The sequence below is a fragment of the Winogradskyella aurantiaca genome (assembly GCF_003362725.1).
Taxonomy (GTDB): domain Bacteria; phylum Bacteroidota; class Bacteroidia; order Flavobacteriales; family Flavobacteriaceae; genus Winogradskyella_A; species Winogradskyella_A aurantiaca.
This window is the reverse complement of record NZ_QKTV01000003.1, coordinates 293,293-318,778: the sequence shown is the minus strand read 5'-3', so window position 1 is coordinate 318,778 and position 25,486 is coordinate 293,293. Positions and strand designations below refer to the sequence as shown.

Genomic DNA, 25,486 nt, shown 5'->3' with positions numbered 1-25,486 from the left:
TTTCTATGAGTAATAAATACTTTCAAATCTCGTTAATATTATTTAATTTTGCCGACTGTTTAATTTTATGAAAAGAATATTCTATTTTTTCGTATTTGCCGTAATACTAACAAGCTGTAGTGAGTTTGCTCGAGTAATGAAATCTCCTGATGTGTCCGAAAAATTCAGATTGGGAAATGAGTTGTATGAGCAAGGTAAATACAAAAAAGCCAACCAGTTGTTTGCTCAAATTATACCAAATTATCGAGGTAAACCGCAAGCAGAGAAGCTTACCTATTTATATGGTATGACTTTTTATTACATGGGTGAAAGAACCAAGGCTGAGTACTTTTCTGCAGCGTATCAGTTAGAGCGATTTAAAGATAGTTATCCAAATAGTGAGAAGGCCGAAGAGGCATTTTTCCTCTCAGCTAAAAGTTCTTATTTTTTGTCGCCTGTTTATTCTAAAGATCAAACAGAAACTATTGAGGCTATTGAAAAACTGCAGCTTTTCGTAAATCAGTATCCCAATTCTGAGTTTTTGGCAGAAGCCAATACTCTCATAAGAGAATTGGATTTTAAACTAGAAAAAAAGGCCTTTGAAATTGCCAAACAATACAATAAAATTTATAAGTACAAGGCTTCAATAAAGTCGTTTAACAACTTTCTTCTGGATTTTCCTGGTACTACTTTAAAAGAAGAAGCGTTATATTGGCGTTTTGATTCGGAGTTTCATCTAACAAAGTTGAGTGTAGAGGAGCGGATAGAAGAACGAATTGCTATAGCAGAAACCTATTACAACTCACTTTTGAAAGCCTTTCCTGAGACACAATATAGAGATCAGGCAACTAATATGATGGAGGAACTAAGACGTTTTCCCGAAGAATTATTATTACAAAAACAAAAAAGCTAAGCTCATAATATGGATTTAAAGAACACAGATGCATCAGTTACTACGGTAACATACAACAGAAACGAAATTGATGACAAAACTCAAAATATCTATGAGGCGATTTCTGTTATTGCAAAACGATCAGAGCAGATTAACACAGACATTAGACGCGAATTAATTGATAAGTTAGAAGAGTTCGCTACTTACAATGATAGTTTAGAGGAGATTTTTGAAAACAAGGAACAAATTGAGGTTTCAAAGTTTTATGAAAAACTTCCTAAGCCACATGCGTTAGCCATTAAAGAATGGTTAGATGATAAAATTTACTTCAGAAATACTGAAGATAAAACAGAGGACTAAGACCGCTCAATGTCTTTATTGAGAGAACAAAACGTCTTACTAGGAATTACCGCTGGTATAGCGGCCTACAAAAGTGCCTGGTTAGTTCGACTCTTAGTAAAGCAAGGTGCTAATGTCCAAGTTGTACTAACACCTTCAGCCAAGGAGTTTGTAACTCCTTTAACCTTGTCAACGCTTTCAAAGAATCCAGTACTTTCTCATTTTACAGATGAAAAAGATGAGAACGCCGTTTGGAATAACCATGTTGATCTTGGTCTTTGGGCTGATTTTATAATTATTGCTCCAGCAACAGCAAATACCATGTCGAAAATGACTAATGGTATTTGTGACAACCTTTTACTTGCTGTTTATCTGTCTGCTAAATGTCCGGTTTATTTTGCCCCCGCTATGGATTTGGACATGTATAAACATGACAGTACCAGGCATAATCTTATAGAGCTACAGAAGCGAGGTAACGTCATGATTCCAGCAGAACACGGAGAACTTGCGAGTGGGCTAGTAGGAGAAGGTCGTATGGCGGAGCCCGAATCAATTGTTGCCTTCATAGAAGCGCACATAAAAGAAGGACTACCTTTAAAAGGTAAGAAAGTATTGGTAACTGCTGGCCCAACCTATGAAGCCATCGATCCTGTACGTTTCATTGGTAACCATTCCTCGGGGAAGATGGGCTTTGAAATAGCCAAGGCTGCTTCTAAAATGGGCGCAGAGGTGGTTTTAATAAGTGGTCCGTCAAATGAATCTATTGAAGGATATTCTATTGAAAAGATATCAGTTGTTTCAGCTGAAGAAATGTATAATGCAGTACATGGCCATTTCGATCAATGTCATGTAGCAGTACTTTCTGCGGCAGTTGCTGACTACAGACCAGAAAAAACTGAATCTGAGAAAATAAAGAAGACCGATAGTTCGTTAGGTTTAAAGCTTGTAAAAACTGAGGATATTCTTAAATCTATTGGCGACCTTAAACGTCATCAGTACCTAGTGGGCTTTGCATTGGAAACTTCTAACGAAATTGAGAATGCTAAATCTAAATTGGAGCGAAAGAACTTAGATCTTATAGTTTTAAATTCCCTTAAAGATACAGGGGCAGGTTTTGGTGGTTCAACAAATAAGGTTACATTTATTTCAGCTTCTGGTGCAATTAAAGTTGGTGAACTAAAATCTAAACGTGAGGTGGCATCAGACCTAATGGATTTGATTTTAAAAAACATTAATGCGTAAATTCATTTTCTTATTAAGTCTAATTGGGCTTTTCCAAACGAGTATTGGACAAGAACTCAATTGTACGGTTAAGGTAATTGCTGATTTAACAGGAAGACAAAACAACGTCGTTTTTAAAACCCTTGAACAGCAATTAACTGAATTTGTAAACAATACCAAGTGGACAAGTCAGGAATATAAATCTAATGAGAAAATTGATTGTAGCATGGTAATTACCATTAATGCTTATGACAATGATAACTTTACCGGTTCAATTCAAGTGTCTTCTTCAAGGCCAGTATTTAACTCGACTTACACAACACCAATATTAAATTTTAATGATAAGGACTTTAATTTTAAGTATTTAGAGTTTCAAAATATCATATTTAATCCTAACCAGTACGAGTCAAACTTGGTATCTGTGATAGCCTTTCATGTCTATATTATTCTTGGTTTAGATGCAGATAGTTATAAATTGAATGGTGGTCTGGATCATTTTAAACAGGCTCAAATTATTGCTAATTTTTCTCAGCAAGCTGGTTCTGGTTGGACTTTGCAGAGTGGTCCTCAATCGCGTTTTACATTAGTGGCTGATTTATTATCTCCTACCTACGAGGAATATAGATCCACCATGTACAATTACCATATTAATGGCCTTGATATAATGGCAGACGATCCAAGGTTAGGAAAAGAGCAAATAGCTAGTCACTTGCAAGATTTGCTTAGTATGCATCGTAGACGTCCAAACTCATTTTTAATGCGAGTTTTCTTTGACGCAAAGTCTGATGAAATCACGGATATTTTCGGTGGTGGACCTAATGTCAATATCGCTGAGCTTTCCGATCTGTTAAACAACATCGCACCCACGTATTCTACTAAATGGAAATCTATTCGCTTTTAGAGAATTACTAATTCTTTATAAGTAACTTTGATCTTACAAGCTGTTTTAAAAGATGCTCAAGGAACTTTCTATAAAAAATTACGCTCTGATTGATGAGTTGAACGTTTCCTTTGTGAAGGGGCTAAATATTATTACTGGGGAGACGGGTGCTGGTAAATCTATTCTTCTTGGTGGGCTTGCCTTGGTTCTTGGAAAGCGAGCTGATCTGGGACAAATAAAAGATTCAAGCAAAAAGTGTATTGTTGAAGCGACATTAGAGATAGCTGGTTTTAATTTGGAAGAACTCTTTAAATCACATGATCTTGACTATGATGACGAGGTATTTCTGAGACGCGAGTTATTACCGTCAGGAAAATCACGTGCCTTTATCAATGACACTCCTGTTCGCTTAGAAACGCTTAATGCTATAGGTTCTAAGTTAATCGATGTTCACTCTCAAAATCAAACGCTTCAATTAACAGACGAATCCTATTTATTCTCGATTATTGATAGTATATCTGGAAATGCTGTGATTTTGAATGAGTACCAGGATATTTGGAATCAGTATCGCATATTAACTAGGGATCTGGAGGCTTTGAAGCTACGTCAGAAAGAAGATCTTAAGCGTCGAGACTATAACGCCTTTCTTTTGGAGGAGCTTAATGAAATAAAAATAACACCAGGGCAGCTAGTTGAAATTGAAGAGGAGCATGCGCAATTGGAGAATGCGGAATTAATTCAACATCATTTGCAATTTGCAATGCAGGTATTGTCGAATGAAGAGATTGGACTGATTGAAAAATTAAAAGATGTAAAACGCAATCTGGATGAGATTGCAGGGTTTTCATCTAATTACGAGCAGATCAATCAACGAGTAATTAGTGCTATAATTGAACTTGAAGATCTGGCCTCAGATATTTATTCACAAGAGAGCGAAGTTGTGTTAGATCCTCATTCTTTGAATGAGGTCAATCAAAAAATGCAACATATCAATACCCTATTAATGAAGCATAGTGTCAATTCGCTAGATGAACTTTTGGAGATCAGGTTAGAATTCAAAAAGGAGTTTGAACTAACGAATAACCTAGAAGAACGAATTGTAACACTTGAGGATGAACTTGTTCGTTTGAAATCAGGTCTTAATCAATTGGCCAAGCGTCTAAGTGATAATAGACTTAAAGCAGCACCCGTTCTGGGAAGACAGTTAGAGCAAAAGCTACAACCTTTAGGGATGTCCAATGCTAAGTTTCAGATAGAACTGTTATCACTAGATCAACTGTCATCCAATGGGAAGGATGGATTAAGCTTTAAATTTACTGCAAATAAGGGTTCTAAGTTCAATGATTTGAAGACATCCGCTTCGGGTGGTGAGCTTTCTCGAATTATGCTGTGTTTAAAGTCGATATTAGCACAGTATACTAAGTTACCAACCTTAATTTTTGACGAGATTGACACAGGTGTTTCTGGTGAAATTGCTGATAAGATGGGAGAAATAATGAAATCAATGAGTAGGCATTTTCAATTAATGAGTATTACACATTTGCCCCAGGTTGCGGCAAAAGGAGATGTGCATTATCGTGTATTTAAAGAAGATTCAGGCGAGCAGACTCTCACCAATATAAAAGAACTGGATCAAGCTGAACGTGTACAGGAAATTGCAAAGATGCTAGGTGGTGTTGAAAAGTTTGATTCAGCCATCCTTCACGCCAAACAATTGCTCAATTAATTTTATATTTACGGCCTTACTAAATTTGAAAATTCAAGACTATGTATAACTTGTTAAAAGGTAAAAAAGGAATCATATTTGGAGCTTTAGATGAAAATTCTATTGCCTGGAAAACTGCTGAGAGAGTGCATGAAGAAGGAGGGCAATTTGTTTTAACAAATGCACCGATCGCTATGCGAATGGGACAGATCAAAGAGCTAGCTGAAAAAACAGGATCTGAAATTATTCCTGCTGACGCTACCTCTGAAGAAGATTTGGATAAACTTGTAGCGCAATCTATTGAAATACTTGGAGGCAAATTAGATTTTGTATTACATTCTATTGGAATGTCTGTTAACGTACGTAAGGGTAGGGCATATACGGACCAGAAGTATGATTGGACCCAGAAAGGTACAGACGTTTCAGCAATGTCATTTCATAAGGTTATGCAATCTTTATATAAAGTGGATGCTATGAATGAATGGGGAAGTATCGTAGCATTAACTTATATGGCTGCGCAAAGAGTGTTTCCAGATTACAATGATATGGCAGATAATAAGGCGTACTTGGAAAGTATTGCGAGAAGTTTTGGGTATTTCTTTGGTAGAGATAAAAAGGTGAGGGTTAATACCATTTCTCAGTCCCCAACTCCAACAACGGCTGGTCAAGGTGTCAAGGGGTTTGATGGATTCATAAATTACGCTGAGAAAATGTCTCCGCTCGGTAACGCAACAGCGCTTGATTGTGCTAATTACACGGTGACTTTATTTAGCGACCTAACCAAACGAGTTACTTTACAAAATTTATACAACGATGGCGGCTTCAGTAATATGGGAGTTAGCGATGCGGTTATGGAAGCCTTTACAGACGAATAGATTATTTCCCACAATACCTAAATATAAAGGTCACCATTAGGTGGCCTTTTTTATTTTAATCAGCTTATCTAACTGAGTTTTGCAATTAAAAATATTATACATATAATTGAAAAAAATTGCGGAATAAAAGATGATTAGCTTAATAAAGTCAATAAAATGTAAGAAATTAACACATTTTATAATATTATTCTCACTTTTAGGTGTTGCCCGAGCTCAAACCACTTTTACTAATGTGTCCGAGGCTGTTGGAGTGGACGTTATTGTAGGGAATACGGCATTGGGTAATGGAATTTCCTTTGTTGACTTTAATAAAGATGGCTGGGATGATATTTCTGTTTGCACTGGGCCTAACGATACCCCAAAGTTTTATTTAAATATTGATGGAATTTTCTTTACCGAAGTCAATCTCAATTTGGGCATACAGTCCTATCAAAACAAACAAATTTGCTGGGTTGATTATGATAATGATGGTGATCGCGATTTGTTTATAACCAGTAACACCTATGGAAATAGATTATTTAATAATACCGGGAATCTAATTTTTGAAGAAGTCACAGAGGCTTCAGGCATAGAAACTTCTAATGTATATACAAATGGTGCTTCCTGGGCAGATGTTAATAACGATGGTTGCCTGGACCTATATTTGTCCAATCATACTGGTACAGAGTCGGGAGTTCCCAATTTGTTTTATCAAAGTAATTGCGACGGCACGTTCACTGAGGTGAGTGAAGAAATTGGTTTATTCAATAGGTTGGCACCGTCCTTTTGTTCTGGTTTCTTTGATTACAACAATGACGGATGGCTTGATTTGTATGTGGCTAATGACAGGTTTTCTGCTAATTTTCTCTATAAAAATAATGGGGATGGAACTTTTTCTGATGTTAGTGAAGAATCAAATACTGGTGTAGTAATGGATGCGATGACTGTTACTGTTGATGACTTTAACAGCGACGGTTATTTTGATATGTATGTTACTAACACACCCGAGCATGTGAGTACGCCCTTTTTGGGGAATGCCCTTTTCAAAAATGAAACGAATGAGACTTTTGAAAATGTTTCTGAAACTGCAGGCACTATGTTTTACGGATTTGCCTGGGGGGCATCATTTATTGACGTGGAGAATGATGGGGATATGGACCTTTATGTGAGTAGCTCTTATGATGGGACTGTCATGGATTACCCCTCCTTTGCTCTGTATGAAAATATTGGTAACCTTGAGTTTGTGCAAAATACTCAAATGGGATTTGAAGGAGATAATCATGTGAGTTATGGTAATGCAGTAGGCGATATCAATAATGACGGTCTGTTAGATATCATTGTTCTTAATAATAACAATGACATTCCTTGTGTTTGGGAAAATAAGAATGCTGAGCAGGGAAATTATTTAAAGTTAAATCTTATTGGAACAGAGAGTAATATTGATGGTATAGGAGCCCGAATAGAAATTTCGGCTAATGGACAAGTACAATACCGTCATGTCATGTGTGGTGAGGGATATTTGTCACAACACTCCTTCGTAGAGCAATTTGGGGTTGGGGATGCAAGTAGCATTGATTATGTAAAGGTAAATTGGCCAAGTGGTATTGAAGATATACTTAACCATGTTGAGGTAAATCAAAAGATTAACATTGTGGAAGGTGCTAGTTTATCTATGGATGAGAATTTTAGCTTAAGTTATATTAGTCTTTATCCAACAATTGTTCGTGATAAAGTGACTGTTGAAGTTAATGCGGAAGAAGCAGATTTGTTTCTTTTTAACGGTGTTGGACAATTAATTAAAAGGCTTAAAGTTAATGCGGGGTTAAATGAATTGCAGTTAGACCAGTTGAATAGTGGAGTTTATTTGGCGGTATTTGATTTTGGTGATAGATCTAAGGTAACCAAGAAAATAGTCAAATACTAACTAAGAATATTCTTAATTATTACTCTATAAACTAAGTTTATTTCAACATATTTTTTTAATAACCCAATAATCTTCAGTTTTTCTGTTAAAAAGAAGCATTTATTTCATCGAAGAAAATGTTCGTTTGTCGAATTACAGGCTTATTGATTAGTAATTGTCCGCCTAAGGCATACTTTTAAGGTTTAGCTAACTTAAAATCCGAATAATATGAAAAAAACTACGCTATTAACATTTATTTTATGCGCTTTAGTGGTCTCTTCATCTTTTGCACAATTCCCTGAAAGTTTTGAAGAAGCTGTCCCACCAACTGGCTGGGCTACTTTTAGAGGTCTAGATGATGCTGGGGTTGACTATGATTGGGAACGAACTGATGCTGACGCTAATACGGGTGATTATTCTGCCTTTGTACGATACAGTGATTTTGTTTTGGCGGAAGACTGGTTGGTAACACCTGAGTTTACCCCTACTTCAGCTACAAATATTCTAGAGTTTTTTCAACATCAATCATATGGAGCTGACTATGGTAATGTGTATGAAATACTTGTTTCAACATCATCGCAAACGGATATTGAAACCTTTGTTGTTGTTGATACGCAGACTGAAGTAGATGTTCCATTTTCTTTTGCACCTTATTATGTGGATCTCAGTGCGTATAACGATACGGCCATCTATTTAGCCTTTAAAATGACTAATGATTTTGGTGATAATTGGTACATAGACGATGTTAATTTAATAGGTGATGTTGAAGCGCCAGAATGTGCAATTAACCCTACACCAGCAGATGATGCAGTTGACGTATTAATCCCTGATGGAGAAATCACACTAAGTTGGGATCCATCTAATTCTGGTGATGCACCTACAGCTTATGAGGTGTCATTTGGACTTGACCAATCTTTAGATTTATTCACGACGACAGTGGGAACTAATTCCATAGATTTAATTAATCTTGATTTAGGAACCGAGTATTTTTGGCGTGTTATACCAAGTAATGCTGGGGGCGCTGCCACAGGTCCATGCCCTATTTGGAGTTTTACAACTGAAAATCCTCCTGAGCCTTCAACTAACACCTCTTGTGCCGAGGCTCAGACCATAGAGTGTGGAGAGACTCTTGAAGGCAACTCAGCGGGTTCTGATGGTACTTATGAAGATATTGGATGTGGCTTAGGAGTGAATGGACTATGGTATACATTTACAGGTACTGGACTTAATGTTACAGTGACATCTACAGCCTCATTTGATCACGAAATGGGAATTGCAGTAGGACAATGTGGTGCATTGGTTAACGAAGCTTGTATAGATGCGTCGTTGGGGGCAGAATCATATACTTTTGAGACTGTAGAAAATGAAACATATTATGTTTATATAGCCCATTATTTTACAGATGATGAAACAACTGGGGTTATAGGAATAACAGTCGAATGTGCTGAACCTGTAGATCCAATTGTTCCTGATTTTGTATCCGATTTCTCAGCATTTCCAGGGGGCTGGTTTGAAGCAGATGGGCCATTTGGATTTCCTGATGGTAGTAGCTCAAGTTGGCAATCTGATGATTTTGGGAATGATCCTGGACACCCTAATGGATTGGCAGCAAAAGTTAACATCTTCGGTACAACAACAGATGAATATTTAATTTCACCAGTATTTGATCTTTCCGGAGGAACGTATTTCTTAAACTTTGATATTGCTTTGGTTGATTGGAACACAACAAATGCAACGGTGCTTGGACCTGATGATTATGTGGCACTTCTTGTGACTCAAGATGATGGTGTAAACTGGGCTGAGTTACGTCGCTGGGATGAGAATTCAAGTATAGGTGCTACCAGGGAGGCTGCAGAAGAGATTGAATTGTCCAGCTATGGAAGTGAAGTGCAGTTCGCTTTTTATGCATTTTCTGATACTAGTAATGCAGATACTGATTTCTTTATGGATAATTTTTCCTTGACGTCAAATTCGTTATCTAATGATGAATTTAATCAGTTAGATATTGCCTATTATCCAAACCCAACTGATGGTAAGGTTTATTTCCAAACTAGCGATATTGTTAGTAAGATTATTGTTTATAATATGCTCGGTCAAATTATTTCGGAGACAGAACCTAACCAAATAAATCCAGAATTGGATCTATCAAAAGTTGAAAATGGGGCATATTTCGTTCAAATTAACCAAGGGGAAATGAATAGAACAATCCGTATTATTAAAAACTAGTTTTTACTCAAAGGAGTTTTTTAAACCATCCTTTTGTCAATGAAAGGATGGTTTTTTTTTGGGCTTTAGCTACATTTGTTTGATGCCATTACCTAAGTATTCATTTGTTATTCCTGTTTATAATAGACCTCTTGAGATAAAAGAGCTACTCGATTCTGCTTCTCAACTTACTGGGGCCATACCCTTTGAGATTATTGTGGTGGAGGATGGCTCCTCTATTCCTTGTGAAGCTATTGTTGAGGGCTACAGGGATCGGTTAAATATTAGTTATTTTCTTAAACCAAATTCAGGCCCTGGGAACTCAAGAAATTACGGAATGAGTAAAGCTAGTTCAGGATACTTTATAATTCTTGATTCCGATGTTATTTTGCACCGAGACTATCTTGTTGAGGTGGATACATATTTAAGTGAAAACTATTTGGATTGTTTTGGTGGACCGGATGCAGCGGATGACAGTTTCACCAATTTACAGAAAGCCATTGACTATAGTATGACATCGCTACTTACTACTGGAGGGATACGAGGTAATTCCAATAAAAAACACTATCAACCGAGAAGTTTTAATCTGGGTTTAAGTAGAGAAGCCTTTCAAGCGACTAATGGGTTTGGAAAAATTCATCCTGGCGAGGATCCTGATTTAGTATTTCGATTATGGGATTCTGGTTTTAAAACTGGATTTATTCCAAGTGCGGTTGTCTATCATAAACGGAGAATTAGCTGGACTTTGTTTTATAGACAAGTCTATAAATTTGGTTCAGTTAGGCCCATACTCAATAGATGGCATCCCAATTACATATCGCTAACTTTTTGGTTTCCCTCATTGTTTCTCCTTGGCTTCATTAGCTCTTTCGTATTGTTGGTTTTTGGCATTCCGTATCTAATTATTCTTTACCTCTTTTATTTAGCTTTAGTGCTGCTTCATTCGTTTTTTAAGACAAAATCTACTAAAGTTGCAATAATGTCGGTTTTCGCCATACTCGTGCAGTTTTGTGGCTATGGTTATGGGTTTTTAAAGAATACTCTTATATTGACAATGAATCCTACTAAATCAGCGGAAGACTTGTTTCCAAAACTGTTTTTTAAATGAGATCAGCATTAAAAGATCTGGCCAAACGCCTTTTGAAAGGAATTAATCTAAAACAATTTGGGTTTTTTCTTCTTGCGGGTTTTATTTTTCTAATGCTGAGCAAGTTATCTGAAAGTACAGTTGAAGACGTCAAGTTTAATATTGAAATAACCGATATACCTAAGGATATTCAGTTACGGCATGACTCTACTTTTATCTTTAACACTAGAATTAAGAGTACAGGTTTTAACTTTTTCTCCTTGACCTTTAAAAATCCGGACCCTATAGTTTTAAGTATTAAAGATGATTTGATAAAGATTAATGATAGTAGTTACCTCTGGAGCCATGGTCCTGGATTTAAAAATTTAAGAGATAAACTCCCAGAGTCCTTTCAAATAGTGGAAACTAAGCTGGATACGCTATATTTTAAATATGACCAGCTCGATTCTAAGCAGGTACCTATTAGAATCGATTCAAAACTGAGCTTTGCCCTTGGATTTGACATGCTGGGTGAAATTGAAAGTTCAAAAGACTCCGTAATTGTAATTGGGCCGAAGCATAGTATTGATAGTATTTCAAAAATTTCAACAGAATTCTTTTCATTTCAAGATCTGAAAGCGGACTTCTCTTCTTCAGTGGCATTATTAAATCCTAATCAACAGGAAGTCACCTTGGAGTTTAATAGCGTTGAATTAAGTGGCCATATCCGTCGTTTCACAGAGGGTGAAGTTTCTGTAAAAGTACAGTTACTGAATGTGCCACCTGATGTAACAATCAATTTTTTTCCTAAAGAGGTTAGTGTTGTTTACTATGTCGACCTTGATCGTTTCAGTTCTATAACTGAAGAATCCTTTGAAGTTTTTTGTGATTTTCAGGATTATAAAAAAACTGGGGAATTTTATTTGGATCCTGAATTAAAAGTTCAGTCAGAATTTGTAAAATCTGCGAGAATCAAGGCAAATCGAATAGACTTTATTTTTTTGTAAGATGACGATCGTTGGAATAACTGGTGGGATTGGAAGTGGTAAAACCACAGTTTCAGAAATGTTTAAAAAATTAGGCGTTCCAATTTACAATGCAGATGATGAAGCGAAAAAGTTGATGCTAAAAGAACCGATTAAATCCCAACTCATTTCACTTTTTGGTGATCAAGTATACACTAAAGGGCAATTAAATAGAGCGCTTATCCGGTCAGCTATTTTTAATAATGATGAAATCAGGCATAAGGTTAATAATATTGTACACCCTCAGGTTGGGCATCACTTTAAATCATGGCTCGAGAATCAAGATTCTCCCTATATTTTAAAGGAAGCTGCTATTATTTTTGAAGAAGGATTAACGCAGCAATATGATTTTATAATTACCGTTGTGGCCGATAAGGAAAAACGAATAAAGCGGGTCCTTACGCGGCCTGGTATCACAAGGCAAATGGTACAGGATGTTATGGATAAGCAGTGGTCCGATGATAAAAAGATTTCTCAATCTGACTTTGTGATTACCAATGACTCTCTTGTTGAAACTGAGAAAAAGGTTAATGAAATTCACCTGAAACTATTGAAAACACTAGGGGCCTAATTAATTTTAACATTTGTGTTAAGGTAAGGTTAAACATAAATTGGCCTAAATGTTAAAATGTTAAATTTGAACGATGGGCAAGAGGCTATTTGTGTTATTAGTGGTGCTGATGAGCTTGTCGCTCATTGGAATTATATTCGTTCAGTCCTATTTTATAAACAACAGTTTACAAAACGAGGAGCGACAATTCACGCTTAGTGTTAAACGGGCATTAAGTATGGTTTCGAGGTCAATTGAAGAAATTGAGTATAGGAATTATGTGACGCGAATCCAGCCTTTTTTGATTACCGAGAAAGATGCTGATTCAATAAACTTACAGCAACTATACATTACAATTGATGACGAGGATAATGACCAAACTATAGTCCATCGAAATACCGTTATTGAGGAACGATTTAAAGTGCCCTCCTTGTTCTTTGAAATAGATGCAGATAGTATCAGTGTTAGTAAATTGTCTAATGAACGTGTTACCAATGTATATAGCAATAGTTCTTTAGATAATGGAACTGATTTGACGCCCTTGAGATCTTTAAGAGAATACTCAGATATGGAAGAGGAAGAGAAAATTTTGTACAAAGCGACCTTCCGTGATCTTTTAAAAGATTTTCCTGTTTACAAACGCATAAGTCCAAATCAAGTTGAGTTATTGTTGCGAAATGAATTAGTGAATCGTGGAATTGAAATTGATTTTGAGTTTGCCATTTACGACAATGATCTCGCCACTAAAGTGCAATCAGATAATTATCAAGTGGAAGAAGTATTAGCATATGGTGTTCCAATTTTCATGGATAACAACAATGAAAGTAGTTACAATCTTCTGGTTAAATTCCCACAGCGTAGAAAGTTTCTCTTTTCGTCTATCATGTGGATGATTGTTTTGTCAGTATTGTTTACAAGTGTTATAATTTTGGCTTATTCTAGTGCTATATACCAGTTGATCAAGCAACGGCAAATTTCGCAAATAAAGTCAGATTTCATTAACAATATGACGCACGAGTTCAAAACTCCTATTGCGACCATTAATCTGGCTCTTGACTCCATTAGAAATCCCAAGATTATTGAGGATAAGAACAAAGTGCAACGTTATTTGGGTATGATAAGGGAAGAAAATAAACGCATGCACGCTCAAGTTGAGAATGTATTACGAATTTCTAAATTGGAAAAGAATGAGTTAAACATTAGTAAAGAACGATTGAAGTTACATGATTTAATTGAGGATGCCGTTACACATGTACAACTTATTGTTGAAGATAGAAAAGGATATATTAATCTGCATTTAGATGCTGCTAAGTCATCTGTTTTAGCTAATGAGACGCATTTTACAAATGTCATTGTTAATATGTTGGATAATGCCATTAAATATTCTGACGATGAGCCTAATATTGATGTTTACACAGAAAATATAGGAAACAATATTCTGATGCGAATTGTTGATCAAGGAAATGGAATGTCTAAGCAAGTTCAGAAACGTGTGTTTGAGAAATTTTATAGAGAACATACGGGGAATGTGCATAATGTCAAAGGACATGGACTAGGATTGGCGTACGTTAAACGTATTGTAGATGACCATCAGGGTTATATATCAGTAGAAAGTGAAAAAGGTAAGGGTAGTACCTTTAATGTAAGGCTACCATTAATATCATAATTATGGAAGAACAAAACAAAAAAATTCTTTTAGTTGAAGACGATCCAAATTTTGGAACGGTTCTCAGAGATTATTTAACGATGAATGACTATGATGTTGTTCATGCAAAAAATGGAATGGAGGGCTTCGAGAAGTTTAAGAAGGATGATTACGATCTCTGTATTCTGGATGTCATGATGCCTTACAAAGATGGATTTACTTTAGCTAAGGAAATTAGAGAGAAGAATACAGATGTGCCAATTATTTTCCTCACGGCGAAGGCAATGAAAGAAGATGTGCTAAAAGGTTATAAAGTCGGTGCTGATGATTATCTCAATAAGCCGTTTGATAGTGAGGTCTTATTAATGAAAATAAAGGCCATTATGCAAAGAAAGGCTACCGATTCTATTGCCGATAGTAAGCAATTTGAATTTAAAATTGGACGTTTTGATTTAAACTCCAAATTACGATTCTTAAGATTGGATGACGGTGAGCCTGAGAAGTTGTCACCAAAAGAAAATGAATTGTTGCGTCTACTTGCTCTTCATGAAAATGATTTAATGCCAAGAGAGTTGGCCTTGACTAAAATCTGGCGAGACGACAATTATTTTACGTCAAGAAGTATGGATGTGTACATCGCTAAGTTAAGAAAGTATCTTAAGCCTGATCCTAATGTTGAAATACTAAACATTCATGGCGAAGGGTTTAGATTGGTCATCAACAATAAAGAAGAATAAATTAAAAAATCCAGCGTATCAGCTGGATTTTTTAGTAATTGATGGCATTGTTTACAAATGCTAACACTTTTGAGGACGATACAGGATAATTAAACCAACTGATAGAGTTGTCTTTCCTATACCAGGTGAGTTGGCGCTTAGCGAAGCGTCTCGTATTCATTTTTATTTTTTCGATCGCCTCCTCTAGTGTTAGTTTGTTATCCAGATATTCAAATACTTCTTTGTAACCAACCGTATTTAATGCGTTTAGATTCTTGAATTCATACAAGGACTTTACTTCTTCAACAAGGCCATTATCCACCATAAGATCAACCCTTTTGTTGATACGATCATAGATGATGTTCCTATCCGCTGTTAAACCAATAGTGAGAACGTCAAAAAAGCGTTCTTTTTTTGGCTTGGTTTTGAATCTTGAAAAGGGAATCCCAGTACCCTTGCTTACTTCTAAAGCGCGAATTAAACGTTGAGGGTTATGAAGGTCAATGGATTTGAAGGTATCTGGGTCCAGTAGTTTTAATTCTTCTTGTAATGGTAAAAGCCCTTTTTTCTTATGAATATCATTTAGAGCTAGTCTAATACTTGGATCCAATTCTGGAAAATCATCAAAGCCTTCTGTGATTGCCTTCATATATAATCCTGACCCTCCTACGGCAACAACAAATGAATGTCGTTTAAACAGATTATGAAGAAGAGTCATCGCGTCTGTTTCAAATTCTCCAACACTGTAAGAATCGTTAACCGATAAATGCTGAATGAAGTGATGCGGAGCACTATTTAATTCTTCAAGACTTGGAACTGCGGTTCCAATTCGCATTTCTTTATAAAACTGTCTTGAATCTGTGGATACAATTTCCGTTTTGAAATGATTTGCAATTTCGATGCTAAGTGAAGTCTTCCCAATGGCCGTTGGTCCAACTACGGAAATTAATAAAGGCTTTGCCATTGGACTAATCATCTGTTAATTTCTGTCCGCATTTGAAACAAAACTCAGCATCATCCTGATGATGGTTTGTTAGACAATTAGGACAACTAATGGTATTTAAATGAATAGGGGTTAAGCCAGAGAGTTCTTCTTTAGTTAGTTCTTCTTCATCCTTTCCGGCAGCCTTGGTGTATTCCGCTGAAACAATACCAGTAGGGACGGCTATGATACCATAACCGAGTACCATTATTATCGCAGCAATAAACTGTCCAAGAGGAGTTTCTGGGGTGATATCACCAAATCCAACAGTAGTCAAGGTTACAATGCACCAATAAACGCTCTTAGGTATGTTGGTAAAACCATGATCCTCGCCTTCAATTAAATACATGATGGTTCCAAAAATGATACACGCTATTAAAACTGCGAACAAAAATACCCCAATTTTGGCTCTGCTAGCTCTAATGGCATTAGCCAAATGATTGGAGGCGCCAAGATACCTGGCTAACTTCAAAATTCTGAAAACTCGCAATAGCCTTAAAGCTCTTAAGGCAACTAATGCATGGGTACCTGCTAGAAATAGTGAAAGGTATTTAGGGATTGTAGATAAAAAGTCAATAACGCCATAAAAACTAAAAATATAGCGGAAAGGCTTCCTAACGCAAATAATCCGAGCTATATACTCTAGAGAAAACAGAATGGTAATTACCCATTCAGCAATATCCAATTCTTTATGATATTTGGCATCTATACTCGAAACCGATTCCAACATCACAAATAGAATGCTAGCAAGAATGGCAATTAAAAGGATGACATCAAATAATTTACCGGCCGGGGTGTCTGCCTCATAAATTATTTCATGTAACCTGTATCTCCAATCTGGCTTTTGATTTTCCATTAATTAAATGTACGAAAGAATCTTATAATGAATCTAAGAGTTGCTTGTTTCAAAAATCTATAATTCTCACTTTTTTCTCATTTCTTCGAATGTAGTTTTGAATTATGTGTTGAGTATCTCTATCATGAATCATTCTAGTAATAAGATTCTTCAGAATTGAAATATTTGAAATTTGAAAGTTTAAGTCAACGTATCCCATCCCTTCAAAAAGGCCTTCTCTAATTAGAATTACATTCCGTTCTCCTACAGTACGCCCTTTATCAATAATGACCATATTCTTTGATTCAAAACTATATTTTCTAATAACTTCATTAGCCCTTACATTATAGTCTTCAACTGATTCAATTTGTATGCAGGCACCATTACATTCCCCAATTTCGTTCTTAAAACAATTGGTTTTTGAATGGCTTATATGATTTAATTTTTCGCACAAATTAAAATCCTCAGTAATATGGTTAACAAAGGACAAACCGCTGCGCATATTTGTAAATGTAGTTAAAGGCTTTTGTGCGTTTTTGGCCGGTATTATTTTAAAGTTGATGTAACCATTATCATCTATGAAATGGATGAGAGCATGTGAGAAAATATCACGTTTTAATGCTCTGTTAAACAAAGGCTTATTGTTCTTTATTTCTTCATTTTCTTTTAAAAGTGCTGCCAGTTCGCTCCCAGTTTTTTCATAAGTTACGGCAACAACTTGTAATTGAATCTTCTTAGACTTACCATCCTTCCCAGTAAAATGCTGATTGATTCTTTTCTTTATGTTTTTGCTCTTACCGATGTAGATAATATCGCCTTTAGCATTGTGTATGTAATATACGCCCGTATCAGAAGGCAGAGCATCAATGATATCTCTTAAATTATTTGGAATTGTTGATTTGGCTTCCGTTTTTACAGAAGTCTTGATGATGGCCTTGTCAAGATCCTTATGAAGCAACATCTTGAATAATTTTAAAGTAGCCTGCGCATCTCCAGAGGCTCTGTGCCTATCACTGACGGCGATCCCAAGAGCCCTTGATAATTTTCCTAGGCTATAAGACTCCATTCCTGGAATTAAAGTCTGAGATAGTTCAACCGTACAAAGCGTTTTTCGTTTAAAAGGGAATCCTAATCTTCTAAATTCAGTTTTAAGAATTCGATAGTCAAAGTCGGCATTATGAGCAACTATTACACAGTCTTCGGTAATTTCCACAATACGCTTTGCCACCTCATAGAATTTTGGTGCATTTCTTAGCATCTTAGAATTGATACCGGTGAGATTTGCCACAAATGGTTGAATTTCGCGCTCTGGATTAACAAGTGATATGAACTGATCCGTTACAACATGGCCATCAAAACGGTATATTGCAATTTCGGTGATACCTTCTTCATCATATTTACCACCGGTAGTTTCTATGTCTATTATTGCGTAAATAGGTAATTAGTTTCTGTTTCTAATAATTGCGAGCACCAAATATGTGACTTCCGATTCGTACCATATTGCTGCCGTTTTTAATAGCAAGCTTATAGTCTCCACTCATTCCCATACTTAAGGCATCTAGGTTATTGCCATCTGATTTAATATGGTCATAGCATTGTTTCAAATATTTGAATTCTTTTTCAACAACGGTCATGTCTTCAGTAAATGTGGCCATACCCATTAAACCTATGACTTCAACATGCTCCATGTTTTTATAATCTTCTGAATCTAAAAGTTTTCTCGCCGATTCAAAATCCAAACCAAACTTACTATCTTCCTCAGCTATTTTAATTTGTAGTAAACATTGAATTTTACGTTCGTGTTTTTGAGCTTGTTTATTAATCTCAATTAACAATCGTAAGCTGTCAACAGCGTGAATTAGGTCCACAAAACCTGCCATATACTTCACCTTATTACGCTGTACATGACCAATCATATGCCATTGAATATCCTTTGGCATTTGGTTGTGCTTGTCGACCATTTCTTGAATCTTATTTTCCCCAAAAATTCGCTGTCCAGCATCATAAGCTTCCATGAGGTCACCTACAGGTTTTGTTTTAGAAACAGCTACCAAAGAAACTTCTTTTGGTAAATCAGCTCTGATAGCAGTTAGGTTTTGTGCTATGCTCATTGATTTAGAAGTATTTAAAATTCATAAATTGTAATTCCACTTCGTAATTTGGGAAGAATGTAGGTGCTCTTTGGTGGCATTGTTAGGCCTTCATCCGCAATTTCTTTCATTTGATTAACTGTGGCAGGAATCATTCCAAATCCAACTTTATAGTCTCCACTGTCAACACTACTTTTAATAGAAACCATTTCATCCCTTCCATTAACATAAGATATGCGTTTATCATTTTTTAGGTCTTTGATACCAAGAATAGGCTCAAGTATAGTCTTGTAAAGCAATTGGGCGTCCAATTTATCGAGTGCAGTTTTAAACTCATAGTTGGTTTTACGCAAATACAAGCTATAGAACTCACCGTCCAGATACATGCTAAAATGATGCGCTTTGGTGGGGTGGTAAGGGTGTACCCCTCTGTTTTCAATTCTGTAGTACTCATCCAAAAGAATTAAGAAAGCTTCTTTGGAATGCCCATTTAAGTCCTTAACCAAACGATTGAAATCATAGATAACAAGATCCGATTCAGGAATAAGATAGGACATGAAATAATTATAATTAGCCGTTGGATCATAGTTGGGATTGGTCTCCTTTTCATCCTGATAAAGCAAATAGGAGGAGGACGATCTGTGATGGCCATCAGCTATATAAACGCGGTCCATTCTTGAGAACTCGTTTTGAAGTATAAAAATAGTCGCTTCATTATCAATCTTCCATAAGTAATGCGTATCTCTGTAGGTCATGGTGAACTCAAACTCAGCATGCCCTTTCTGGGTGTCTTCTATAACCTTGGCTATAACTTCATTATCCGGGTAGGTAAGAAGAACAGGTTCTGCATTGAATCCAACCGTTTTTAAATAGGTTTTGAAGGTTTGTTCTCTATGAGAAATGGTGTCCTCATGTTTTCTAATGACATTATTGGCATAGTCTTCAGCACTACTGGCAGCAATGATACCATTAAATACCTGTTTATGTCTATTAACTATGCGATATACATAAAAGGAAGGCTTTTCATCTTGAACGAACACCCCATCTTCTTTGAATTCTAAGTACCGGTTTTTAACCAATTTATAGCGTTGTTCTCCCGTTATAATCTTATCATATTTATATCCAGGATTGACGACGTGCAAAAAGCTGTATGGGTTGTAATCCATACGGCTTTCTAGTTCTTCAACGGTGTAACTTTGATAGGGTCTTGCAGCGACCAATCCAACAATAGCTCTTGTTGGCCTAACTGCTTTAAATGGAACAACCTTGGCCATTAGCCTTAATTAAATTGAGATGCTACTTTCTCGGCCTTTTTACTTTCGCTGTAGTCATAAAAGCCTTCACCTGACTTAACACCAAGTTTACCAGCTCTTACCATATTAACGAGCAACGGGCATGGTGCGTATTTTGGGTTTTTAAAACCGTCGTACATCACTTCTAAAATGGATAAACAAACATCTAGACCTATGAAATCTGCTAGTTGTAATGGGCCCATTGGATGCGCCATCCCTAATTTCATGACAGTGTCGATTTCAACAACACCTGCAACGCCATTGTAAAGCGTCTCAATAGATTCATTGATCATTGGCATTAAGATGCGATTGGCAACAAAGCCAGGGTAATCATTAACCTCAGTTGGAACCTTTCCAAGTTTTTTTGAAAGGTCCATTATAGTATTGGTTACCTCATCACTAGTATTATACCCTCTTATGATTTCAACAAGCTTCATGATAGGCACAGGATTCATAAAATGCATTCCTATGACCATATCAGGTCTTGAGGTAACGGCCGCAATTTGGGTAATTGAAATAGATGAAGTATTGGTAGCTAGAATCGTATCATCAGGACAGGCAGCGTCCAGATCTTTAAATATTTTTAATTTTAGGTCAATATTCTCCGTAGCAGCTTCTACAACCAGACTTGCGTACTCAACACCCTCAGAAACACTCGTAAAAGTGGTGATATTTCCTAAGGTTTCGGCTTTATCTGATTCTGTGATTTTTTCCTTTGCGATCATCCTGTCCAGATTTTTAGATATGGTGTCTATTCCTCTTTTCAGCGCAGGTTCACTAATATCGATGAGTTGTACTTTAAATCCAGATTGGGCAAAGGTATGAGCAATACCGTTGCCCATGGTTCCCGCTCCAATGACGGCTACATTCTTCATATAAGTTTAGTTTATTCTTTTATTGTATTTAAAATTGATTGATAATCATAGTTGCAACTCGTAATGCTTCTGTGCCATCATGTAAGGTAACAATGGGCTTAGTATTAGTGTTGATGGCATGCGCAAATGTTTCTAATTCATCCAGAATTGCATTATTGCTGGAAACATCAGGATTATCAAAATAAATTTGTTTCTTAATTCCTTCAGCATTTTGAAGAATCATATCAAAATCACCCGGCTGTTCCGGTGCATCTTTCATTTTTACAACTTCACATTTTTTCTCAAGAAAATCGACTGATATATAAGCGTCTTTTTGGAAGAATCGTGTTTTACGCATGTTTTTTAAAGAAATCCTGCTCGCGGTAAGATTGGCTACACAACCGTTTTTAAATTCTATACGGGCATTAGCAATATCAGGGGTTTCACTTACCACCGACACGCCACTTGCAGACACATGTTTAACAGGCGAATCAATGACACTTAGTATAATATCAATGTCATGAATCATCAAATCCAATACCACAGGTACGTCGGTACCTCGAGGATTAAACTCAGCAAGCCTGTGTGTCTCAATAAACATTGGATTCTTTATTTGCTCTTTTACAGCAATAAATGCCGGATTGAAACGCTCAACATGACCTACCTGTCCTTTTACTCCATGCTCAGCAACCAATGTTCTAATGGCTTCAGCTTCTTCAACCGTTTTAGTTATAGGTTTTTCTATAAAAATGTGTTTACCTTTAGAAATAGCGAGTTTAGCACAATCGTAATGCGAGAGCGTTGGGGTCACGATATCTACAACATCAACCGCATCAACTAATTTTTCAATAGAATCAAAATAAGTGTATCCGAATTCATCAACTACTTTTTTAGCATTTTCAATATCGGCATCATAGAACCCAACAAGTTCGTATTTGGAGGACTGATTAAGTAATCTAAGATGGATTTTTCCGAGGTGACCTGCACCTAGAACGCCTGCTTTTAGCATGGTTGAGAGTTTTGAACAAAAATAATTGATTTGCTCGAAATAAGTATGATTATTTCATGGGAAACAATATGCTTTTAGCCTTGTCAATTATTTGACCGATGGTTATTTTTAACCTATTAAAAATTAAGTTTGGAAGATAGTTTTAAACATAAAGGTATGAGGCAACAATTAGTTGCCACAGTTAAAGATAAAGGGATTAAAGACGAAGCCGTTTTAAAAGCTATAGGCAATATTCCAAGGCATCTGTTTATGGATTCGGGGTTTATAGATCATGCTTATCAGGATAAAGCATTTCCAATTGCTGCTGGACAAACTATTTCACAGCCCTATACTGTAGCCTTTCAAACGGAGCTTCTCCAAGTTAAAAAAGGGTCAAAGATTCTTGAAATAGGTACAGGAAGTGGATACCAGGCCGCGGTTTTAGTGGAAATGGGGGCAAAAGTCTACACCATTGAACGTCAGCAAGAACTCTTTAAGATCACTCAAAAATTTTTACCTAAAATTGGATATCGACCCAAAAAGCAAATTTTTGGGGACGGCTATAAAGGATTGCCAGAAGAAGCGCCATTCGATGGAATAATTGTTACGGCAGGCGCTCCATTTGTTCCAAAACCCTTATTGAGTCAATTAAAAATTGGCGGACGGCTTGTAATTCCTGTAGGAGAAGACAGTCAGATCATGACACTCTATGAACGCACCTCAGCTCAAAATTTTACCAAGACAGAATTTGGAGAATTCCGCTTCGTACCCTTACTAGCTAATAAAAATTAACTTTTAGTTTTAAAAGCCTCGATACCCCCAACAATTGGCAGCTTTAGGGAGGTTGATCCTAATTGAATGGATAATTCAGTTCCAGGACTCGGATGTAAGGTAAAATCCTGATCACTAGAAAATATCATTAATCCTATTTGTTGTCCTTTTCTAATAATCTGATCATCTGGTTGGAGATTGAACTTTAATTTGTAAAACTTACCGGGTTTTAATGCCTCGCTTTTAGTTAGTGATTTATAGTTTTGGGGATCGGCCCAGCCTCTGGTAATAATATTATTGGTAATGGGTACCGCATTGCCTTCCTCCCAAGGCAGAGAAACCAGCCAAATAGATAAGTTAGCTGCTGGCTTGCTACTTGAAACTGAGATTTCAATTTCTGGAATACCAGATATGTGTACATCTTCTGCTAAGGGTTGGGTGACATACAATAATCGATTTTGAGATTCATCGGAGGAAGCAAGTTCTTTTCCTGATTTACTTACATTATCTATAAGCATTTCTACCTCTCTTTTTGGTTTTCCAACTTTTAAAATTCCTGTTGTATTTCCTCCTTTAAACAAGGAAAATTCAACCATAGATGCATCTGGATGGGGATAATCAGGATAAGCTGTGGGGTCCTGTCGACTAGCATTCTCTCTAACTATATAACTCCTGTTGGATTCCTTTTCTACCCCATTATCGATTCCATGTAAATATTTAGTAAACCATCGGTTCATAAGCTCAATTGGAGGAGGGCCACCATGACCGTTCTGATGGTAATAGATCATAGTAGGTAGACCTTTGTCTTTCGCCGCTTTGTAGATTCTATAACTGTGTTCTGGCATCACATTCCAATCATTAAAGCCATGAGACATTAAAAGAGCCGCTTTCATGTTGGGCATTTGATTGAGATAATCTCTTCCAGCCCAAAAATCATTATAGTCACCAGATTTCCGGTCCATTCCATTTTTCATCTCGGTGTCTCTTACTTTTTGGTTGTTAAAGGCTCTTTTGGATTCATCTCCACTATGAATGAAGTCATAAAGCACATCGATATCTTCACCAAGATATCCACCTGGTGATCGCACCAATCCATTAGATCTGTAATAGTGATAATAGGAGGTATTAGGGGCTATTGGAATGATCGCTTCCAGTCCTTCTACACCAGTTGTAGCAGCTGCCAGCGGTAAGGTGCCATTATAACTTGTACCGGTCATACCAACTTTGCCTGTAGACCAGAAAGCCACAACCTCTTCACCACCTCGTCGCTCAGTGTAGCCTTTTCGTTTCCCACATAGCCATTCAATAACCGCTTTAGGAGCTAAAGATTCGTTTGGGCCGCCAACGGTTGGAGAACCATCCGATAATCCTGTTCCTGGGGAAGAAGAATGAACCACAATATAGCCTCTTGGTACCCATTTTTTAATATGTGAATTTGAAATTATGGGCCGTTTTCCAAGTCGTTTTACTTCTGGGTGTACACGAGGTGTTGAGGGTAATTCTCCAAGTTCATGTTTTACATCCCAAAATAAACCGTCAACATTACCCGCTACGCCTGCAAAATAGGGGCTCGTCACATAAATGACAGGTAGTTTCAGGCCATCGTTTTCTGTTTGTTGAGGCCTTGTGACTGACACATGCATGCGATCCATAAATTCGTCTCCATCCGTATTAAAATCCGTTTCAACCCAAAGATCGTGGCGAATCCAGTCTTCGTTATTATTAAAGGCCTTAACTACTTGTGCCTGTCCTTTTTCAAAAACAGGTCTAGCTTCGGTTTCCGCAGACTGAGAAAGAGCGGTCAAGGAAGTAAGGCATAAAATTACTGGGATAAGCTTAATTGGAAGTTTCATAGAGATAAAGATCATTCGTTACTTCCTAAAAATACGAAACGTCCCTAATTTATGAAATTAAGGAATCTTTAATTTTAATGAGCAGTTTTGGCCTTTGCTCTGAACTATCAATTTAGGGCCTCTATAGTTTCAGACGCGCATAAACCAGGGCTTATTACATAACCTAGCATAAGGTCAATTAATTCAAGGTCTTGAGTGCTGTATTCTTGATTTTGAATGGACTCATGAAAAATACTCTCTGTGGATAAAGAGGTGTCATTGATTAATCCTAGAGAATGTCCAAGTTCTTCTTTTATAATATGCTCAACATCAGCAGCGTCTGGATAATTAACATTGTCAATGCATATACTGGCCGAAGAAATTTCATAGGCGTTATTCCAACGAATTGCAGTGAAACCTGGTAAGCCTTCAGCGAATCCTGCTGCCAGAGGTTCAATCTGGTCAATGTAAGACTCGGTTGTACCGAAATATATTATATGTTGGGCCAAGAAAGGATCTTCAGAAGGAATTAATACAATCGGGTTGTTTCTGGAGTTAATTTCATTTATAACGGACTCAAGCATCATTAAATCTTCAGGTGTTGGGTTTCCAAAAACGGTATAACGAATGTTACTATTCCATTTTTTTAATCTGTCGGTCGAACTCCCAAAATTTTGGCCAAAGGTTAAATCAAGGAAAAGTTCTTGGCTGGAGGTTAAAGATGAGGTATCAAAAGGTCCACATTGAGTCAGAACAATCTCATCAGAAGAACAATTACATAAAACTAACAATAAACAAATTGAAATAAGTCGAAAGAATTTTTTGAACATAATTGTAGGTTTCAGATTTGCAATATTAGTTA

Annotated in this window: 23 protein-coding genes; 14 read left to right on the top strand and 9 right to left on the bottom strand. The window is 36.6% G+C overall.

All coding sequences use genetic code 11. The features are described 5' to 3' along the window. Window positions 1–67: 67 nt before the first annotated feature. The 13 genes from DN064_RS07570 to DN064_RS07510 all read left to right on the top strand — a co-directional run bounded on the left by DN064_RS07570 (window position 68) and on the right by DN064_RS07510 (window position 15,001). Window positions 68–892, top strand: coding sequence for an outer membrane protein assembly factor BamD (locus DN064_RS07570; protein ID WP_115462024.1), 825 nt, complete (start codon window positions 68–70; stop codon window positions 890–892). Window positions 893–901: 9 nt separating this feature from the next. Then, complete coding sequence (locus DN064_RS07565; protein WP_115462023.1) at window positions 902–1,231, top strand: DNA-directed RNA polymerase subunit omega; 330 nt, start codon at window positions 902–904, stop codon at window positions 1,229–1,231. A gap of 9 nt (window positions 1,232–1,240) precedes the next feature. Next, complete coding sequence (gene coaBC / locus DN064_RS07560; protein WP_115462022.1) at window positions 1,241–2,452, top strand: bifunctional phosphopantothenoylcysteine decarboxylase/phosphopantothenate--cysteine ligase CoaBC; 1,212 nt, start codon at window positions 1,241–1,243, stop codon at window positions 2,450–2,452. After that, window positions 2,445–3,332, top strand: a complete 888-nt coding sequence (porD, locus tag DN064_RS07555; RefSeq protein ID WP_115462021.1) for a type IX secretion system protein PorD — start codon at window positions 2,445–2,447, stop codon at window positions 3,330–3,332. The genes coaBC and porD overlap by 8 nt, the downstream gene beginning before the upstream one ends. Before the next feature lie 52 nt (window positions 3,333–3,384). After that, entirely contained in the window at window positions 3,385–5,037 is a 1,653-nt protein-coding gene (gene recN / locus DN064_RS07550) for a DNA repair protein RecN (protein WP_115462020.1), read from the top strand. Between the two features lie 41 nt (window positions 5,038–5,078). Next, the gene (locus DN064_RS07545) at window positions 5,079–5,891 is read left to right on the top strand and encodes an enoyl-ACP reductase FabI (protein WP_115462019.1); all 813 of its coding nucleotides are present in this window, start codon (window positions 5,079–5,081) and stop codon (window positions 5,889–5,891) included. A 130-nt stretch (window positions 5,892–6,021) separates the two neighbouring features. Next, entirely contained in the window at window positions 6,022–7,794 is a 1,773-nt protein-coding gene (locus DN064_RS07540) for an FG-GAP-like repeat-containing protein (RefSeq protein ID WP_115462018.1), read from the top strand. 207 nt (window positions 7,795–8,001) lie between these two features. Beyond that, the gene (locus DN064_RS07535; RefSeq protein WP_115462017.1) at window positions 8,002–9,999 is read left to right on the top strand and encodes a T9SS-dependent choice-of-anchor J family protein; all 1,998 of its coding nucleotides are present in this window, start codon (window positions 8,002–8,004) and stop codon (window positions 9,997–9,999) included. 82 nt (window positions 10,000–10,081) lie between these two features. Continuing rightward, entirely contained in the window at window positions 10,082–11,086 is a 1,005-nt protein-coding gene (locus DN064_RS07530) for a glycosyltransferase (RefSeq protein ID WP_115462016.1), read from the top strand. Then, window positions 11,083–12,051 (top strand): YbbR-like domain-containing protein, encoded by a 969-nt coding sequence (locus DN064_RS07525; protein ID WP_115462015.1) that lies wholly within the window; start codon window positions 11,083–11,085, stop codon window positions 12,049–12,051. Before DN064_RS07530 ends, DN064_RS07525 begins: the two co-directional genes overlap by 4 nt. A gap of 1 nt (window position 12,052) precedes the next feature. Further along, window positions 12,053–12,640 (top strand): dephospho-CoA kinase, encoded by a 588-nt coding sequence (gene coaE, locus DN064_RS07520; RefSeq protein WP_115462014.1) that lies wholly within the window; start codon window positions 12,053–12,055, stop codon window positions 12,638–12,640. A gap of 73 nt (window positions 12,641–12,713) precedes the next feature. Next, entirely contained in the window at window positions 12,714–14,285 is a 1,572-nt protein-coding gene (locus DN064_RS07515) for a sensor histidine kinase (protein ID WP_232827433.1), read from the top strand. A gap of 2 nt (window positions 14,286–14,287) precedes the next feature. Further along, the gene (locus DN064_RS07510) at window positions 14,288–15,001 is read left to right on the top strand and encodes a response regulator transcription factor (RefSeq protein WP_115462012.1); all 714 of its coding nucleotides are present in this window, start codon (window positions 14,288–14,290) and stop codon (window positions 14,999–15,001) included. 31 nt (window positions 15,002–15,032) lie between these two features. Here the strand turns inward: DN064_RS07510 and miaA are convergent, their stop codons facing one another. Genes miaA through DN064_RS07475 form a run of 7 tightly spaced genes read right to left on the bottom strand, consistent with a single transcriptional unit; the run spans window position 15,033 to window position 22,042 of the window. Then, the gene (miaA, locus tag DN064_RS07505; RefSeq protein WP_115462076.1) at window positions 15,033–15,944 is read right to left on the bottom strand and encodes a tRNA (adenosine(37)-N6)-dimethylallyltransferase MiaA; all 912 of its coding nucleotides are present in this window, start codon (window positions 15,942–15,944) and stop codon (window positions 15,033–15,035) included. Window positions 15,945–15,948: 4 nt separating this feature from the next. Continuing rightward, entirely contained in the window at window positions 15,949–16,818 is an 870-nt protein-coding gene (locus DN064_RS07500) for an ion transporter (protein ID WP_115462011.1), read from the bottom strand. 49 nt (window positions 16,819–16,867) lie between these two features. Next, complete coding sequence (locus tag DN064_RS07495; protein ID WP_115462010.1) at window positions 16,868–18,232, bottom strand: exonuclease domain-containing protein; 1,365 nt, start codon at window positions 18,230–18,232, stop codon at window positions 16,868–16,870. Between the two features lie 19 nt (window positions 18,233–18,251). After that, a complete protein-coding gene (locus DN064_RS07490) occupies window positions 18,252–18,908 on the bottom strand; it encodes a YggS family pyridoxal phosphate-dependent enzyme (protein WP_115462009.1) in 657 nt (218 codons plus the stop codon). A gap of 14 nt (window positions 18,909–18,922) precedes the next feature. Next, the gene (locus DN064_RS07485; protein ID WP_115462008.1) at window positions 18,923–20,161 is read right to left on the bottom strand and encodes a DUF1015 domain-containing protein; all 1,239 of its coding nucleotides are present in this window, start codon (window positions 20,159–20,161) and stop codon (window positions 18,923–18,925) included. Between the two features lie 5 nt (window positions 20,162–20,166). Continuing rightward, window positions 20,167–21,054: a 3-hydroxybutyryl-CoA dehydrogenase gene (locus DN064_RS07480; RefSeq protein WP_115462007.1), complete on the bottom strand. Its 888-nt coding sequence runs from the start codon at window positions 21,052–21,054 to the stop codon at window positions 20,167–20,169. A gap of 28 nt (window positions 21,055–21,082) precedes the next feature. Continuing rightward, window positions 21,083–22,042 carry a Gfo/Idh/MocA family protein gene (locus tag DN064_RS07475; protein WP_115462006.1) on the bottom strand — a complete coding sequence of 320 codons (960 nt, stop codon included), beginning with the start codon at window positions 22,040–22,042 and terminating at the stop codon, window positions 21,083–21,085. A gap of 129 nt (window positions 22,043–22,171) precedes the next feature. On the opposite strand from DN064_RS07475, the gene DN064_RS07470 reads away from it, so the two are divergent. Continuing rightward, window positions 22,172–22,813 carry a protein-L-isoaspartate(D-aspartate) O-methyltransferase gene (locus tag DN064_RS07470; RefSeq protein ID WP_115462005.1) on the top strand — a complete coding sequence of 214 codons (642 nt, stop codon included), beginning with the start codon at window positions 22,172–22,174 and terminating at the stop codon, window positions 22,811–22,813. On the opposite strand, the gene DN064_RS07465 is transcribed toward DN064_RS07470, so the two are convergent. Together DN064_RS07465 and DN064_RS07460 are read right to left on the bottom strand one after the other, a co-directional pair. Continuing rightward, on the bottom strand, window positions 22,810–24,645 hold the full coding sequence (locus DN064_RS07465) for a Xaa-Pro dipeptidyl-peptidase (RefSeq protein WP_115462004.1): 1,836 nt from the start codon (window positions 24,643–24,645) through the stop codon (window positions 22,810–22,812). The two genes, DN064_RS07470 and DN064_RS07465, sit on opposite strands and share 4 nt — an antisense overlap. Before the next feature lie 107 nt (window positions 24,646–24,752). Continuing rightward, window positions 24,753–25,454, bottom strand: a complete 702-nt coding sequence (locus tag DN064_RS07460; protein ID WP_115462003.1) for a DUF2927 domain-containing protein — start codon at window positions 25,452–25,454, stop codon at window positions 24,753–24,755. Window positions 25,455–25,486 lie beyond the last annotated feature (32 nt).